Consider the following 15409-nt stretch of genomic DNA (forward strand, 5'->3'; position numbering starts at 1 on the left):
GAAGACCGTTAAGTGCCAGGAGATGGTTTCATCAACCGGCACGGCCAGATTCTGCCGCAGCGAGCATCTGAACAAAGTCCTGCGTATATTTGGGCAGCGCGGAAAATGATCTCATGACGATCAGTTGATCGCGCTTGGCCCAGTGGTCGCTCAAATGAACAATGTCGACCAGCCTTCTTTTGGCCGAGCGCCTGGCAACTGACAACGGCACCAGAGAAATACCGACGCCTTCTTGTACGCAGTGCAATGCGGCATCGAAATCGGGCAGATGCACCCGCACATTCATATTTTTGTTCAGCTTATTGGCAATTTGCTGCAGGTATAAAAAGTTACTGCTGCGTTTACCCACCGATACCAGCTCGTGCTCCAAAGCCATATCCACAGTGACGCGCTCGGCGGTGGTGAGCGGATGGCCGCGAGGCGTTACAAAAACGAGTTCGTCATGACCATACTCGATGGCCTCCAATCCTCGCAAATGGACCACACTGGCAACCAATCCGATATCTGCAAGGCCATCATGTACCGCCCTGACGCTTTCTTCGCTCAGGTGCTCTTCCAATTCAATATTGATTGTCGGATGGCTGGCCAGAAAGCGACTGAGCGGTACCGGTAACGGACTCAAGGTGCTGCTATTGGCAAAGACCTTGATGTGACCGGTGACGCCGGCGTTATAGCGGGTCATCTCGGTCCGTAACTGGTCAGCGCTGGACAGCATGGCTTCGCCGTAGCGATATACCGATTCTCCGGCAGAGGTCAGGACCATGCCCCTGGCTGTCCGGTCAAAAAGCGAAACACCCAATGCATTTTCGAGATTTTTTAATCGATAACTGGCCGATGGCGCGGTCATGTGCATATTCATCGCCCCGATGCTCAAGTTCCTTGCATCGGCAATGGCCATAAAAACACGAATATCAGTCAGTTCATATCGCATGGTTGGAGGGAAACATCTGGCATAAAACAATAGTGTATTAGATTTTGTCTAACATCACGGCAATAATTTCAACTGGACGGCCTTCAGCGTGGATAGATATAGTTGAACCGACTATAAATGAACAGAGGCGACAAATGAAATCACTCACCAAACGAATTATTGCAGCGCTTTCGCTGGGCGTTGTATCTTTCGCGGCCCACGCAGCCTATCCCGAAAAACCCGTCCGGCTGGTCGTGCCATATGCCGCCGGTGGTCCCACCGATACCTTTGCACGTGCACTGGCTGATGTCTGGGGGAAAAAACTGGGCACCACAATGATTGTGGAAAATAAGGCAGGCGCAGGTACCATTGTCGGCACGGAGTTTGTCTCCAAGGCCGCGCCAGATGGCTATACCGTGTTGATGTCCACGGTTGCGCATGCGGTCAATCCGACGCTCAACAGCAAGCTGTCCTATTCGAATGATGATTTTGCACCGGTCGGACTGGCGGCGCGAGCGCCGCTGGCACTTGTTGTAAACAACGACCTTCCGGTTAAAAACCTGCCCGAGTTTCTGGAATACATGAAACAGAACTCGGAAAAGACCGATTACAGTTCCGCCGGTATTGCCAGTGCGCCTCACCTTGGCGGGGCATTGCTGAACCATGTGGGCAAATTCAAAGCCCGGCATATTCCTTATAAGGGCAGCGCACCCGCGATGGCGGACTTGATTGGCGGCCATGTTCAGTTCATGGTTGATAGCGCGCCAACCGCGCTGGCGCAGGCGCGGGCAAAAACAGTGCGCCTGATCGCTACCAGCATGACTGAGCGGCTTCCCCAGACGCCGGATATTCCGGCTATTGCCGAAGCATTGCCAGGCTACGAAGCGTATACATGGAATGCAATGCAGGTGCCTGCCAAAACAGATAAAGACGTGATTGAAACCTTGCGTGCCAGTCTGCAGGCTGCGCTGAACGACGAGGGCTTGATGCAAAAGGCCGATCAGATGGGCTTGCTGCTCGAGAGCAAGCCTGATCCACAGGCGCTGAAAGCGTTCATCGCTGCCGAGCAGGAAAAATGGCGCGATGTTGTTAAAGCGTCAGACATGGCAACCAATTGAGCCGGACACGGCACCGTAACTACTGGAAAAAATATGATTTCGCATTCACTGTGTGCACAAAAATATTTCGACGATTTTGAAGTCGGAGAGAAATTCAATATACCTTCAAGGACCATGACCGATGCCTTGTTTGCGGCCTTTCAACTGGCCAGCGGCGATAATCACCCGGTGCACTATGACGTGGAGTACTGTCGGGCGCATGGCATGCCGCATATGCTGGCGCATGGGTTTCAGGTACTCATTCAGACAGCAGCCGGCGCCGGTCTGTTCCCACACTGCGTGGAAGAGTCACTGAAAGCTTTTATCGAACAAAGCAGCAAATTCCTTAATCCGGTTTTTGTTGGCGATACGCTTTATCCATCTTTGGTCGTTTCGGAACTGATCCCCGGGCGGACAACCGGTGTGCTGGTGATGCAATCGACCATTATTAATCAGAATAGAGTTGTCGTCATGCAAGGTACACAAAAATATCTGCTTCGTAAACGACCAGTGTAATTGAGTCGCATACGATTGCGCCTGGCGCTGTGCGTCGCGCCACGTATGGACGAATATAAGCAACCACGATATTGGAAAGAGAGATGCGTCCGCTTCAAGGAATACGAATATTAGACCTCAGCAAAGTGCTTGCCGGCCCGTTATGCGCACAGTATCTTGGCGATCTTGGCGCTGACGTCATTAAAGTAGAGCCGCCCGGTTCCGGAGACGAGACGCGCGGCTGGTTACCGCAAAAAGACGGCGAATCGGCGTCATTTATGGCAGTCAACCACAACAAGCGGGGCCTGGCGCTGGATTTGAAGTCACCGGAAGGCAAACAAATTGTTCGTGAACTGGTGGCGCGCGCTGACGTTGTCATACAGGGGTTCGGCGCCGGTACGGCGCAACGATTGGGTGTGGACTATCAGAGCTTGCGTGACATTAATCCCAACCTGATTTATTGTGAAATATCAGGGTACGGGCGCGATGGTCCCTGGGGCGAAGAGCCTGGATACGATGTCATGCTGCAGGCGTTCAGCGGCATGATCAGCACCATTGGCCAAAAAGAGGGTCCTGCTGCCCGGGTCAGCTTCTCTCCTGTGGACCTGGGAACCGGTTTGCACGCCGTCTCCGGTATTCTGGCAGCCGTTCTGCACAAAAAAAATACAGGGCAGGGGGGCTATATAGAAGTCTCCTTGCTGGATACCGCCATGGGGTTTATGGGATATATGTCTCATAACTATTGGTTTTCTGGCGTGACGCCGTCCAGAATGGGTACGGCGCATCCGTCACTGTGTCCTTATCAGGTGTTTCGCACCCAGGACGGGGAGCTGATGCTGGGCGTAGGCAATGACCGGCTTTGGCAGCGCTTCTGTCAGGAGGCCGGACTGACGCAATACGCAGAGGATCCCGATTTCAGTACGAATGCGCAGCGTGTAAACCGCTTTGAGCAGACCTGCGCGCTGGTCCAGGAGGTATTGAACCAGGACACCACACAATCCTGGCTCTTGAGGTTGCGGCGTGCCGGCGTTCCGGTCGCGCCGTTGCATACGCTTGATCAGGCACTGTCGCACGAACAAGTCCAGGCCAGAAATATTGTGGTGCAAAGCAAGCATCCGAAACTGGGAGACTTGCGGCACATTGCCTATCCGGTGACCTTCAATAATGAACCCAGAGGCGTGAGCAGAACGCCACCATTGCTGGGCCAGCATACCTCGGAGATCCTGGAAGAGATCGGCTATACGACAGATGCAATAGCGGGCCTGGCCGAAAAGGGCGTTGTCGGCTGTGTTTAACCTATCGGGGCTGGGCGTCATCTGCGCCCGGCCCCGATTGATGCTGTTGCATTGCATATCGGTCACGTAATAGTCACGTACTGCTTCTTACCTTTACCGCAACGGTTATTCTGCCACTTCCCGTTTCTGACTCCTTCTCCTGCCGCAGCGTTATCGCAGCGCGGCGCGCTCTTTGAGCGTCGGCCCGGATTGCCCGAAGTGGTCTCTTATTGCATTGGTAAAGTTGCTGCGGTGATGAAACTTGCGCTCCAGAATACCAATGCGACGGTAAATCCGCGTCGGTGACAGGTCTACAAACAGCAGTTTTTCATCCTGTTCCCAATTGAGGTTGGCCAGTTTCGGGACAATGGACACGCCATAGCCCTGGCGCACCAGTTCAATAATGGCTTCGATCGAGTTCATTTCCATTTGTATATCGACACTGACGGCCAGCTTTTTGAGTGTCTGCCTGATCAGTATGCCGGTCCATGTCATTTGGTCAAAATGAATGAAGGGCGCATGATTCAGAATATCTATTGAGGGATTGCTAGCCTGGTCCGCCAAAGTAAAAAATGGCTTGCGTGGTATGATCAGAATCATGGGTTCTGCATAAAGCGGCGTCCAGATCAGTTCCTTGTATGCATATTCCGGCGGTTCGGTGGCAATGGCCGCATCCAGCTGACCACTGGTGATCTTGTGGGCGAAATCGCCGGACTGACCCGCGAACACTTTGACATCCAGCTCAGGATTGTTCTTGCGGATGGACCACAGCGCATCCGAAAAAGACCCCATCAGGCTGGAGATCAGCGCGCCGATATGCACTGTACCGGTAAGCTGGCCATGCCGGCCATCTCCGCTTTTGATAATTTCTTCATATTTGACCAGCAGTTCCTGAACGTCCTTCAGCAGCGCTTCGCCATAGTGGTTCAGCACAAGCTGGTGACCATTCTTATGGAACAGTGGCGCCTCCAGCGTATTTTCCATCATTTTGATCTGCTGACCGACGGCGGCAGAGGTCAGGCCGATCTTTCTGCCGGCGCCAGTATAAGAGCCGCATTCAGCCACCGCGACAAATACGTTGAAGGTTCTTAAAGTGATCATAAATTTAAAATTTAATTTTAAATAATTAAAAAATTATTGGTTTTACTTTAAATTAAATTTAAACAATAATCAACGAAATAATAAAACTGCATGCCATGTCCATGACAGCAACTACAAAAATGCGACTGTATTATCGCCAACCCAGGCTTCGAGCAAGAAGTCAGCCAACAAGGAAGAGACAAAAATGAAGACCATACTGAATCGTGCAGTAGGCGGTGTTTTCAGCAGTGTTGCCTGTATCGCTATCGCCTGTACCATGCTGCGCCGGCATTTGCCAGCGAGTGGCCGCAGCAGCCGGTGCGACTGGTCGTGCCGTTTGCGGCGGTGGCGCCACCGATATTATTTCCCGCGTATTGGCCCAGGAGTTGGGTGATGCCTGGAAACAGACTGTCGTAGTAGAGAACAAGGTCGGCGCCGGCGGTGGGGTGGGCGCGTCGCAAGTGGCGCGTGCCAAGCCCGATGGCTACACCATGCTGATGATCTCGGGCAGCATGTTTACCGTCAACCCCTATTTGTACAAAAAATTGCCTTACAGCGTCGCGGATTTTCAGCCGGTTAGCATCGTTACCACCGGACCGCTGCTACTGGCTGTCAATAAGAACGTACCGGCCACCAACCTGAAGACATTTCTGGACTACGCCAAAAAGAACGGGGCCGCTACCAATTTCGGCTCGGCCGGGGTAGGCAGCCAGGGTCATATGGCGTCCGAAGCCATCATGAACGCGACGGACGCGACCATGACCCACATCCCCTATGGTGGCGAATCTGCAGCATTGACCGATCTGGTGGCCGGACAGATCCAGGTGATCACTGCCAATCTTTCTGCGACGCTGCCATTCGTGCGCTCGGGCGATATTAAGGCCCTGGCGGTTACTGGTAACAAGCGCTCGAAGAGCCTGCCTGATGTGCCGAGCATGCAGGAGCAACTGGGCAGTGATTTTGATGTGGTGGGCTGGTTCGGTATTGTCGTGCCCAAAAACACACCGGAAAAGGTGGTAGCACGGATTGAAGAGGGCATCAAAACGGCCATCGCTTCCAAACGCATGACGCAAAAATTTGCAGAGCTGGGCCTGGAACAGGCGCCGATCGGTGCGCCGTACATGAATGACAGGTCAAAGAGGAGTCAGGCTTCTGGAAGAAGATTATTGCAGAACAGAAAATCCAATCGAAGTAATGATTTAGAAAAACCAATATTTATTTGTATCTGAGCGGGGCGTTATGGAAAAGATGCTGGCGGTAAAAATCTGGCGGGGCGAGGAAGACGGCGAGTTTGTCACTTACCAGGTCCCTTCCCGGGAGAATCAGACTGTACTGGACGTGGTAACAGAAATTCAGCGGCAGGTAGACCCTACGCTGGCATACCGTTTCTCCTGTCGGGTAGGCGTGTGTGGCAGCTGTGCGATGACCGTCAATGGCAAGCCAAGATGGACGTGCAGAAGCCATGTGAAAAATGTCGTGAAAAACAACACGATTGTGCTTGAACCGCTGCGCAATATGCCACGTATCAAGGATCTGGTTGTTGATATGACCGAGTTCTTTGATAAATGGAAAAAGGCCGGTGGCGAGTTTATCGGCACCCGAACACGCCACGATAGCCTGCGCTGGTGGATCCTGCCAGCAAAGCCAGAAAACAGGCGGATGCGGCGATCGAATGCATCAACTGCGCGGTGTGTTATGCGGCTTGTGATGTAGTCGAATGGGACAAAGACTATCTGGGGCCGGCAGCACTGAATCGTGCCTGGAGCCTGGTCAATGACGAGCGTCATGCAGATCCGAAAGGGGTGCTGGAAAAATCGATGGCCGCAGGCGGTTGTAATTCCTGTCATACCCAGGGCAGTTGCATGAAGCACTGTCCCGTTGGTTTGAGTCCCACGGGCAGTATCGCCGGCCTGAAAAAACGCTCGCTGTTCGAGTTTCTTGGCGGGAAATAGCCATGGAGATGAAACTGTTTTTGCTGCAGCGGCTGACGGCCATGATCATGGTGCCGTTTATTTTCGTGCATATCGGCGTGATTATGTATGCGGTTCGCGGGGGGCTGAGCGCCGAAGAAATTCTGGGGGCGTACCCAGGGCAACGTGTGTGGATTGCCTTTTTATGCCTTGTTTGTCATTAGTGCATCAATTCATGCGCCCATCGGTATTCGCAAGGTGCTCAGGGAGTGGGCCGGCTTGTCATACACCACGGTCAATTTGCTGGCGCTGGCGCTGGGCGCGCTGTTTCTGGTGCTTGGCCTGCGGGCCGTGGTCGCGGTAGGGGGACTGGCATGATAAGAAGCGTTCATAAACACAAAGCCTATTTTGCCTTTTTGGGACACCGGATTTCCGGTCTGCTGCTGGGCGTCTTTCTCCCCATTCATTTTTATGTACTGGGCCTGGCGCTGGAACAGACCGATAAATTGGACCGGTTCCTGAAATTTTCCGAATTGCCGGGCGTCAAGGTTGCCGAGTGGGGGCTGGTGCTGTTGCTGGCCATTCATCTGAGTTTCGGGCTGCGGATACTGGTAATTGAATTTGTGCAATGGCCAACGCCAGGGTCCATACGGTTGAACTGGATCAGTTGGGGTGTGGTATTTAGCGTCATCATTGGCGCGGTGTTTCTTGCAGGGGTGTTCGGGTCATGAACGTGGAAAATTTGAAAACGGATATTCTTATCCTTGGCAGTGGCGGTGCGGGTCTGTTTGCCGCCCTGCATGCAAAGCAGGCCAACCCGACCCTGGATGTCACCATCGCGGTCAAGGGCCTGATCGGCAAAAGCGGCTGTACGCGCATGGTGCAGGGGGGCTATAACGTGGCCCTGGCCGAAGGCGACTCGGTAGAGCGGCATTTCATGGACACCATCGAAGGTGGCAAATGGCTGCCTCGCCAGGATCTGGCCTGGCGCCTGGTCACAGCGCGGTGGAGCGTGTTCAGGAGCTGGAAAATGAAATTGGCTGTTTTTTTGATCGCAACCCCGATGGCACGTTGCACCAGAAAGCCTTTGCCGGCCAGACGTTTGACCGGACGGTGCATAAGTCAGACCTGACCGGCATTGAAATTATTAATCGCCTGATGGAAAAGGTCAGGGCGCTGGATGTCAACCGTCTGGAAGAGCACCGGGCAATTGAACTGATTCCGGCTGCAGATGGTTCCGGTATTGCGGGCGTGTTGTTTATTGATATGCGTAGCGGCGGATATCGCTTTGTGCAGGCCAAGGCGGTGCTGCTGAGTACAGGCGCCGGGCCGACCATGTACTTGTATCACACCCCGTCAGGCGAGAAAACCTGTGACGGTCTGGCCATGGCGCTGCGCTATGGCCTGACACTGCGCGATATGGAAATGGTGCAGTTTCATCCGACAGGTCTGCTGGGCGGGCCCGATACGCGCATGACCGGTACGGTACTGGAAGAAGGCCTGCGCGGCGCCGGTGGCTATTTGATTAATGGCGCAGGTGAACGCTTCATGAGCAATTATCACGAGCGGGGCGAACGCGCCACGCGGGATGTGGTCAGTCGCGGGATTTATGCAGAAATGCGCGCCGGACGAACCAGTCCCATGGGGGGCGTGTACATCCAGATGTCGCACCTGGGCGTGGAACACGTACGCAAGTCATTCCCGGGCATGGTGCAGCGTTGCGCCGATTGCGGCTTCGATCTGGCCGGCGGACAGGTTGAGGTGGTCCCTACCGCGCATTATCTGATGGGTGGCGTGGAGTTTGAAGTGGACTGCTCAACCGCCTCTCCCGGCCTGTTTGCAGCCGGAGAAGATTGCGGTGGCGTACATGGCGCCAACCGCCTGGGCGGCAACGGCGTAGCCAACTCAACCGTGTTCGGCGGCATCGCGGGCGACTCCATGGCCGACTACGTGCGCAAGGAAGGAAGCTGGCGGCAGCCCGATCAGTCTGTGATCGAAGCCGGTATTGCCCGTGCCGAATACCCATTTTCCAGGAAAGCCGATATGACCCTGCCGCTGCGCGAGGCCTTGTCTAAAACCATGTGGAACGATGTGGGTATTTTGCGAACCAAAGAAGGCATAGAACAGGGCATTGCCAGTATTGCCCGCCATCATGAGGCATTGCGGGGGATTGGCGTGGCCGATGGGCAGCGCCGGTTCAATCTGAGCTGGCATGACTGGCTCAACCTTGACAGCCTGACGACTATTTCAAAAGTGATCGCAACAGCGGCGCTGGCCAGGAACGACAGCCGCGGCGCGCATTTCAGGGAAGATTATCCGGAAACGGCGATCTGGAGACCACTGCCTATACCAGTGTCAGTGGTCGTGATGACAACATTGAGCTGCAGATGGTGCCGGTCAAGTTCGATATCGTCTCCCCAGGACAGACATTAATTGGCGAAGAGGCAGAAAAATGTGCATGAACGCACGCGGATATCAGGAGACAGGTAATGGCAATTGACATAAACAGGATTGAGGAAGCCGGGCTGGAAATCATGAAGCGCGCGGCCATCGATATTCCCGAAGATTACAGCCAGGGGATCAAGGAGATGCAGAAAACGGAGACGGGCAAGTTGCCGCGCTTCGTGCTGCACGCCATGGTGGACAACTGGGATGCGGCGACCAAGGACCGTCGCCCCATGTGCGCTGATACGGGGGTGCCGCGCTATTACGTGAAAATGGGCAACAACGCCAGTGTGCAATCAGGGTTTATCGGAATCGAGCGGGCATTGCGCAAGGCCACTGCAGATGCCACGGTACAGATCCCCTTGCGGCCCAACCGGGTGCACCCGTTGTGGCGCACCGAACACAATAACAACGTCGGCATCAACGCGCCGGAGATCGAGTGGTCATTTGAACCGGACGCAGACTGGGTGGATGTCACCACAGTGCATAAGGGCGGCCTGTTCGGCACCGACTATCGCATGCTGTTCCCGGGTGACGGGATTGACGGCATCAAGCGCTTTGTCCTGGACGGCCTGATTGCATTTGGCAAACGCGGTCTGGCTTGCCAGCCGGCGATCGTTGGCATCGGCATTGGCGGCTCCAAGGATACCTGTATGCAACTGGGCAAACAGGCAGCGTGCCTGCGCACTGTGGGCAACCGTAATCCTGATCCGAAAATTGCAGAGCTGGAAATGGAACTGAAAAAACTCGGCAACTCGATCGGCATGGGTGCGATGGGCTTTGTGGGATCCTCCATGGTGGTCGATTGCCATATCGAGGTGGGTTACACCCACACTGGCGGCATGCCGGTCAGTATTCACACATTCTGCCTGTCTTCACGACGGGCCACCGCCAGGATTTATGCAGACGGGCGTATTGAATACCGTACCGATCCGGAATGGTTCACGCCCTATATGAGAAGGGAGACAGTCGAATGGAACCGATAAGCAACCAGGAAGCAGAGAACGATAAAGATGAAGATCTGAAAGTTTTCAGAATTAATCTACCGGCCACGCCCGAGGATATCGCCAGCCTGGAAATCGGCTCGGTGGTTTATATGAGCGGCGTGGTCTATACCGCCAGGGAAGGCGTCTATCAAAAGGTCCTGGGCAACGGCCAAGCGCTGCCCGTAGATCTGAAGGCGCTGTCCAACGTCAATTTCCACTGTTCGCCGGCCGCTGCCGTCACGCCAGATGGCCAGTACAACGTGGGCGCTGTCACGGCAACCGCCAGTTTCCGGTTCTCCAAGTGGATGGCCAACTGGCTTGAGCTGACAGGAACGAAAATCGTGATCGGCAAGGGCGGCATGCCACACGACGATTACGCCAATATCATGGTGCCGCATGGCGCTGTCTATCTGACTACCGTTGGCTATGGCACCGGCGCACTGCTGGGCCGCGGCATCAAGCGGGTTCGCGACGTGTTCTGGCTGGATGAATTGGGCATTGCCCAGGCCATGTGGTTGTTTGAAGTGGAGGATTTTGGTCCCTTTATCGTGGAGAGCGATATCAACGGCAATTCGCTGTTTCATCAGCACGGCGAGCAGATCAACGCCCGTATTGATGCGCTCTACGCTGGCCTGAAGCCGCCTGCGCTGCACCGGTTTGGCGAGACTAATGATCGTAAAGACGAAGTCATGTAGGAGAAGGATTGATGAGTATTATTGATTTTCGGCTCAGGCCGCCGGCAGGACAGTTTTTGTCTACGCTCATGTACGCACAGGGCGAACGCCGCGACGGCTTTACCCGAACGGTTGGCTTTGAGCCGTCACCGGCGGCGCAGCAGCAGTCCATGCAGATGACCCTTGAGGAAATGGATGAGGCAGGGGTGGCTCATGGTGTGGTCGTGGGCCGGCTGGCCGGCATGCTGGGCAGCATCTCCAACGACGATGTGCTGGCCTTGATGCAAGCGCACGGCAACCGGTTTATCGGTGCGGCCTCCATTGACCCGACCAACAGGATCGAAGCATGCCGCAGCATTGACCAATCCATGGCGGCAGGTTTTCGCCTGATCAATATCGAACCTGGCGCCTATCCGATACCCATGTACGCGGATGATCGACGCCTGTACCCTATTTATGCCCATTGCGAAGATCGCCAGATTCCCATTATCCTGATGGTCGGCGGCACGGCGGGTCCTGACCTGAGTTACTCTGATCCGATTCCCACCGACCGCATGCTGGCCGATTTTCCCAATCTGAAAGTGGTACTTGCCCACGGCGGCTGGCCCTGGGTGACGCAAATACTGCACATCGCCTTTAGGCGCACTAATGTGTATTTGTCGCCGGATATGTATTTCTCCCGAATGGCCGGCTGGGAAGAGTATGTGAAGGCAGCCGACGGCTTTCTGGCAGACCGGATGCTCTACGCCAGTTCCTTTCCGTTTTGTCCGATCAAAGGGTATAAAGAATGGTTTGAAACGCTGCCGATACGGGAAGCGAACCGGAAAAAAATCATGGGGGAAAATGCGCGCCGGCTGCTGGGCGTGAACAGACGAGGATGATTGCCGCCCTAAACGCGTTGCGCAAACATCCGCTTATCATAGGAAAAATCATAGATATCCAAGACCTTGACGTTGGAGATGGCTGGGTGCAACGGGTTTAACACAATATTATGTTCCAGGGGAAGCACTACCGAGGGGACAATAAGTCCTAATTGACTTGCCGATTTCAGCCACTGTGTTCCAAACGACATACTGGCTCTGTCGGCAGGTAAAGAAGCCCATCCGACAGGTAATGCTTGTGGTTCGACCTTCAGATATAAGCTCGCGTCGTCCGGCAGTTCAAAGCAGGTGATTTTCAACGGAAATGTTGGACGGGCGCTGGCATGCACGAACGTTTCAAGCGCACAGATGGCCGGTGACAGGCCCATGTAAACCGCGGGCACATCCATATCGTTCCATCGACCGCCTTCGATCGCCGCGCCGCGGCCGGACAAATCGGTTGCCCGTTTTTCTTTTGTGACACGCCAAGCCTGCATTAAACCACTCCACCCCATTCGAGGGCGTTCAGGACGCGGCGAACCTGTTTCGCCCCTATTTCTGTTTCGCACTGCATCACGGGACTGTTGCCGCCCAAAGCGTCGTTAGGCGCAGCCAGCCAGCGAGTTGCTTTTTGTTTGTCTTCAAAAACGTTCTCGGCCAGGATCGCGATCGAAGCTAACCGGTCCAGTCGTTCTGAGGCGACTGAGTCCAGAGGTTTTTCATCCTTTTTACGGCGCTCATATGTAGACAGTGATAGATTGAGCAAGCGCCCGATGCTTGTGGATGACATGCCGAAGGTCGATTTAGCTGCGGTGGCCCAAGATACACTCAAACCGGCCGTGATGGACTGGATGCGTTGCCCTTCGCTCATCCGGGCATGAACATGTGCCAGACGCCAGAAGGATGGTGGGGCAGGGATTTGTTGGTTTTCCCTAAGCGTACGGTGAGTTTTCATGATAGATTATTCAATTGAATATATTAATAGTGTCAAATGAATTATATACCTGCGGATGATTTTTGTCAGTTCCCCTGGAATTCATATACATCAAGTAAGCCCCATCCACACTATCTGACATTATTCTGAATAGTATACTTTTCAACTTTATTCTTGTTGCACCAGCACAATTGTCATAGTGGGAGTATCATAATCACATAAAATCACATATGCATTTTTCCGGGATTAACACGCCCGAATAGTCGTTGCCGAATTACCATGGTTTTCAACGTTAATTGCGCCCAAACATATCCCGCAGTAAGGAACTGTCATGATTAATAAATTAACGAGCATTGTCATCGCGCTCGTCGGACTCGCGATGCTATACATGGGCGGCAAGCTATGGCTGGTAGGCGGTTCGCCGTTCTACGCCATCCTGGCAGTCGGCCTGCTGATTACCGCGGTTCTTCTGTTCATGAAACGCGTTATCGCTTTGTCTGTCTATGCCGTCATCATGTGGATCGTGATGGGGTGGATTGTTTACGAAGTCGGCTTTGATAAATGGCAGTGGATTCCCCGTGGCGATATTATCGGCCTGATTGGGCTCTGGCTCGCACTGCCGTGGGTGGTACGTCCGCTGTTCCAGAAACAGAACCCAGGCGCGGTTCGCTCTTTCCATCCGTTCCTGGGTGGTACCGTCCTCTTCTCTATTGCGCTTGTGATCGGCATGATGTTTTACGATCCGTATCCGCAGCACGGTACTTTGGCGACTGATCGCAATGCCGCTGATGTTGATGTCGCGCAGAATGACTGGACAGCCTATGGCGGCACGAATAACGGCCTGCGGTTTTCTGCGCTCAAGCAGATTACCAAGGATAATGTCGGCGATCTGGAAGTGGCCTGGACCTATCGGACCGGCGACCTGCGTCAGGACGAAGACGCCAGCGAGTATACCTTTGAGGCCACGCCGTTGAAGGTAAACAACACAGTATATTTATGCACTGCGCATAATGAAGTGCATGCGCTGAACCCGGAAACGGGCGAGGTGAAATGGAAATATGCGCCTGAGAAAAATCGCTCCTATTTGCAGCAGCATCAGACATGCCGGGGCGTGAGTTATTATGCAGGCAATGATGTTGCGGCCGCTGGCGGCACGCAGCCAGCTGAACCGGCTACCGCCGGCGCGCCAGCTCAGAGTCCGGCTGCATGCAGCAAGCGCATTCTGAGCGCCACGGCCGATGCCAAACTGGTTGCGCTGGATGCCGATACCGGCAAGCTCTGCGCAGACTTTGGCCAGGGTGGCGTAGTGGACCTTCATGCCAATTTGGGCGAAGTCCGCCCTCATGCATATATGCAGACCGCTGCGCCTCTGGTGGCGGGCAATCTGGTGATTGTAGGTGGCTCGGTCATGGATAATGGCTATGACAAGGGTAATCCTTCCGGTGTGATCCGCGCATATGATGTCGTGAGTGGTCAACTGGTCTGGAACTTTGATCCTGCCAATCCTGACAACACCCAGCCCATTGCGCAAGGTCAGGTTTATCCTCAGGACACGCCTGTGGCCTGGACGACGCTCAGTGCAGATACCAAGAATGGCATCGTGTATGTGCCTTTCGGCAACGCCTCTCCGGACTTGCTGAGCGATCAGCGCGACCCCAACAGCAATACCGAGAAGTTTCGCGATGCGCTGGTCGCCCTTGACCTGAAAACCGGTGCGTTCAAATGGCGCTTCCAGTCTTCGGCCAACGATTTATGGGATCGTGATAATCCGTCCCAGCCTTCACTGTTGGATATTGATTACCAGGGACAAAAGCAGCCTGTGATCGTGTTGCCCACCAAAGTCGGAAATCTGTTTGTGTTGAACCGTTTAACCGGCCAGGCCGTGTATCCGATCAAACAGGTTGATGTCTCGACGCAGGGCGTAACAGGCGAGACCTACGCGCCAACGCAGCCGGTCTCGGCATTGAACTTCATTCCCGAGCCGCTGACTGAAAAATCAATGTGGGGCATGACCCCATTCGATCAGATGGCATGCCGCATCGAGTTCAACACATTGCGCTACGATGGCAACCCATGGACGCCGGCAACCGAAAACGGTTCGTTGATTTTCCCGGGCAATATCGGTTCATTCAACTGGGGTTCGGTCGCCATTGACCCGGAGCGTCAGATCCTGATCGGCGCTCCGGTTCGTCTGGCCTACAAATACAACCTCATCAAGCGTACGCCCGAAACGGCAGACAAGCGTCTGTTCACCCCGGAGGATACGCCGTACTGGAACGAGAATTTTGAAGGTACGTATGCCACCCAGATCCGGCAGTTTGCCTCCAGTCTTGGTGTCCCATGCATTGCACCGCCATGGGGTCGTATGGTCGGGGTTGACCTGACCACCGGTAAAACGTCATGGATGCGTCGCATCGGCAATACTAAAAACCTGAAGACCAGCTTTCTGCCCATGCGCTTTCCCGTTGGCTTCCCAATGGGCATGGTGGCGCACGGCGGTCCGCTCACAACCGCTGGCGACGTTGTTTTCCATGGCGCGACGGCAGATAATTTCTTTCGTGCGTATGACATCAATACAGGCGAGCTGCTTTGGGAAACTGAACTGCCGGCCGGCGCCCAGGCCACGCCGTCCACCTATATGGGATCGGATAATAATCAGTACGTAATTATCGCAGCCGGCGGGCATGGTTCGCTGGGCACCCAGCAGGGCGATTCGGTGGTCGCGTTCCGATTGAAAAAATAGT

Annotated in this window: 15 protein-coding genes and 2 pseudogenes; 13 read left to right on the top strand and 4 right to left on the bottom strand. The window is 54.4% G+C overall.

Annotation, left to right across the window (positions count from 1 at the left end; translation table 11 throughout):
- Positions 1–31: 31 nt before the first annotated feature.
- Positions 32–931: a LysR family transcriptional regulator gene (locus TKWG_RS02180; RefSeq protein ID WP_014749255.1), complete on the bottom strand. Its 900-nt coding sequence runs from the start codon at positions 929–931 to the stop codon at positions 32–34.
- Positions 932–1065: 134 nt separating this feature from the next.
- Here TKWG_RS02180 and TKWG_RS02185 point away from each other — a divergent pair, with 134 nt between their 5' ends.
- The 3 genes from TKWG_RS02185 to TKWG_RS02195 all read left to right on the top strand — a co-directional run bounded on the left by TKWG_RS02185 (position 1066) and on the right by TKWG_RS02195 (position 3797).
- On the top strand, positions 1066–2028 hold the full coding sequence (locus tag TKWG_RS02185; protein WP_014749256.1) for a Bug family tripartite tricarboxylate transporter substrate binding protein: 963 nt from the start codon (positions 1066–1068) through the stop codon (positions 2026–2028).
- Between the two features lie 33 nt (positions 2029–2061).
- Positions 2062–2523, top strand: coding sequence for a MaoC family dehydratase (locus tag TKWG_RS02190; protein ID WP_014749257.1), 462 nt, complete (start codon positions 2062–2064; stop codon positions 2521–2523).
- A gap of 83 nt (positions 2524–2606) precedes the next feature.
- The gene (locus TKWG_RS02195) at positions 2607–3797 is read left to right on the top strand and encodes a CaiB/BaiF CoA transferase family protein (RefSeq protein WP_014749258.1); all 1191 of its coding nucleotides are present in this window, start codon (positions 2607–2609) and stop codon (positions 3795–3797) included.
- A gap of 150 nt (positions 3798–3947) precedes the next feature.
- On the opposite strand, the gene TKWG_RS02200 is transcribed toward TKWG_RS02195, so the two are convergent.
- Positions 3948–4877 carry a LysR family transcriptional regulator gene (locus tag TKWG_RS02200; RefSeq protein ID WP_014749259.1) on the bottom strand — a complete coding sequence of 310 codons (930 nt, stop codon included), beginning with the start codon at positions 4875–4877 and terminating at the stop codon, positions 3948–3950.
- Between the two features lie 281 nt (positions 4878–5158).
- Here TKWG_RS02200 and TKWG_RS02205 point away from each other — a divergent pair, with 281 nt between their 5' ends.
- From TKWG_RS02205 to TKWG_RS02240, 9 genes and pseudogenes are all read left to right on the top strand, one after another.
- Complete coding sequence (locus TKWG_RS02205; RefSeq protein WP_014749260.1) at positions 5159–6085, top strand: tripartite tricarboxylate transporter substrate binding protein; 927 nt, start codon at positions 5159–5161, stop codon at positions 6083–6085.
- A 10-nt stretch (positions 6086–6095) separates the two neighbouring features.
- Positions 6096–6808 (top strand): annotated as a pseudogene (locus TKWG_RS02210) (succinate dehydrogenase/fumarate reductase iron-sulfur subunit).
- A gap of 2 nt (positions 6809–6810) precedes the next feature.
- Entirely contained in the window at positions 6811–6990 is a 180-nt protein-coding gene (locus tag TKWG_RS24365) for a hypothetical protein (RefSeq protein ID WP_238534292.1), read from the top strand.
- Positions 6962–7144, top strand: a complete 183-nt coding sequence (locus tag TKWG_RS24370) for a hypothetical protein (protein WP_238534293.1) — start codon at positions 6962–6964, stop codon at positions 7142–7144. The genes TKWG_RS24365 and TKWG_RS24370 overlap by 29 nt, the downstream gene beginning before the upstream one ends.
- Positions 7141–7497, top strand: a complete 357-nt coding sequence (locus TKWG_RS02220) for a succinate dehydrogenase (protein ID WP_014749261.1) — start codon at positions 7141–7143, stop codon at positions 7495–7497. Before TKWG_RS24370 ends, TKWG_RS02220 begins: the two co-directional genes overlap by 4 nt.
- Positions 7494–9228: pseudogene (locus TKWG_RS02225) on the top strand (L-aspartate oxidase). Before TKWG_RS02220 ends, TKWG_RS02225 begins: the two are co-directional and overlap by 4 nt.
- A gap of 27 nt (positions 9229–9255) precedes the next feature.
- The gene (locus TKWG_RS02230) at positions 9256–10197 is read left to right on the top strand and encodes a fumarate hydratase (protein ID WP_014749262.1); all 942 of its coding nucleotides are present in this window, start codon (positions 9256–9258) and stop codon (positions 10195–10197) included.
- Positions 10185–10892 (top strand): fumarate hydratase C-terminal domain-containing protein, encoded by a 708-nt coding sequence (locus TKWG_RS02235; protein WP_014749263.1) that lies wholly within the window; start codon positions 10185–10187, stop codon positions 10890–10892. The genes TKWG_RS02230 and TKWG_RS02235 overlap by 13 nt, the downstream gene beginning before the upstream one ends.
- A gap of 11 nt (positions 10893–10903) precedes the next feature.
- Complete coding sequence (locus TKWG_RS02240) at positions 10904–11752, top strand: amidohydrolase family protein (protein WP_014749264.1); 849 nt, start codon at positions 10904–10906, stop codon at positions 11750–11752.
- A gap of 8 nt (positions 11753–11760) precedes the next feature.
- On the opposite strand, the gene TKWG_RS02245 is transcribed toward TKWG_RS02240, so the two are convergent.
- Both TKWG_RS02245 and parS read right to left on the bottom strand, forming a co-directional pair.
- Complete coding sequence (locus TKWG_RS02245) at positions 11761–12228, bottom strand: RES family NAD+ phosphorylase (RefSeq protein WP_014749265.1); 468 nt, start codon at positions 12226–12228, stop codon at positions 11761–11763.
- A complete protein-coding gene (gene parS, locus TKWG_RS02250; protein WP_050981506.1) occupies positions 12228–12686 on the bottom strand; it encodes a type II RES/Xre toxin-antitoxin system antitoxin in 459 nt (152 codons plus the stop codon). Before parS ends, TKWG_RS02245 begins: the two co-directional genes overlap by 1 nt.
- A 310-nt stretch (positions 12687–12996) precedes the next feature.
- Here parS and TKWG_RS02255 point away from each other — a divergent pair, with 310 nt between their 5' ends.
- Positions 12997–15408: a membrane-bound PQQ-dependent dehydrogenase, glucose/quinate/shikimate family gene (locus tag TKWG_RS02255; protein ID WP_014749267.1), complete on the top strand. Its 2412-nt coding sequence runs from the start codon at positions 12997–12999 to the stop codon at positions 15406–15408.
- Position 15409: the final 1 nt, after the last annotated feature.

This window comes from Advenella kashmirensis WT001, from assembly GCF_000219915.2.
GTDB lineage: Bacteria > Pseudomonadota > Gammaproteobacteria > Burkholderiales > Burkholderiaceae_B > Advenella > Advenella kashmirensis.

Bases quoted from the DNA above. Each gene is read 5' to 3' on its own strand.
- TKWG_RS02190 (WP_014749257.1), top strand. From the start codon at position 2,062: ATGATTTCGCATTCACTGTGTGCACAAAAATATTTCGACGATTTTGAA.
- TKWG_RS24365 (WP_238534292.1), top strand. From the start codon at position 6,811: ATGGAGATGAAACTGTTTTTGCTGCAGCGGCTGACGGCCATGATCATG.
- parS (WP_050981506.1), bottom strand. From the start codon at position 12,686: ATGAAAACTCACCGTACGCTTAGGGAAAACCAACAAATCCCTGCCCCA.
- TKWG_RS02255 (WP_014749267.1), top strand. From the start codon at position 12,997: ATGATTAATAAATTAACGAGCATTGTCATCGCGCTCGTCGGACTCGCG.
- TKWG_RS02230 (WP_014749262.1), top strand. From the start codon at position 9,256: ATGGCAATTGACATAAACAGGATTGAGGAAGCCGGGCTGGAAATCATG.
- TKWG_RS02235 (WP_014749263.1), top strand. From the start codon at position 10,185: ATGGAACCGATAAGCAACCAGGAAGCAGAGAACGATAAAGATGAAGAT.
- TKWG_RS02200 (WP_014749259.1), bottom strand. From the start codon at position 4,877: ATGATCACTTTAAGAACCTTCAACGTATTTGTCGCGGTGGCTGAATGC.
- TKWG_RS02240 (WP_014749264.1), top strand. From the start codon at position 10,904: ATGAGTATTATTGATTTTCGGCTCAGGCCGCCGGCAGGACAGTTTTTG.
- TKWG_RS02180 (WP_014749255.1), bottom strand. From the start codon at position 931: ATGCGATATGAACTGACTGATATTCGTGTTTTTATGGCCATTGCCGAT.
- TKWG_RS02195 (WP_014749258.1), top strand. From the start codon at position 2,607: ATGCGTCCGCTTCAAGGAATACGAATATTAGACCTCAGCAAAGTGCTT.
- TKWG_RS02245 (WP_014749265.1), bottom strand. From the start codon at position 12,228: ATGCAGGCTTGGCGTGTCACAAAAGAAAAACGGGCAACCGATTTGTCC.
- TKWG_RS02220 (WP_014749261.1), top strand. From the start codon at position 7,141: ATGATAAGAAGCGTTCATAAACACAAAGCCTATTTTGCCTTTTTGGGA.
- TKWG_RS02185 (WP_014749256.1), top strand. From the start codon at position 1,066: ATGAAATCACTCACCAAACGAATTATTGCAGCGCTTTCGCTGGGCGTT.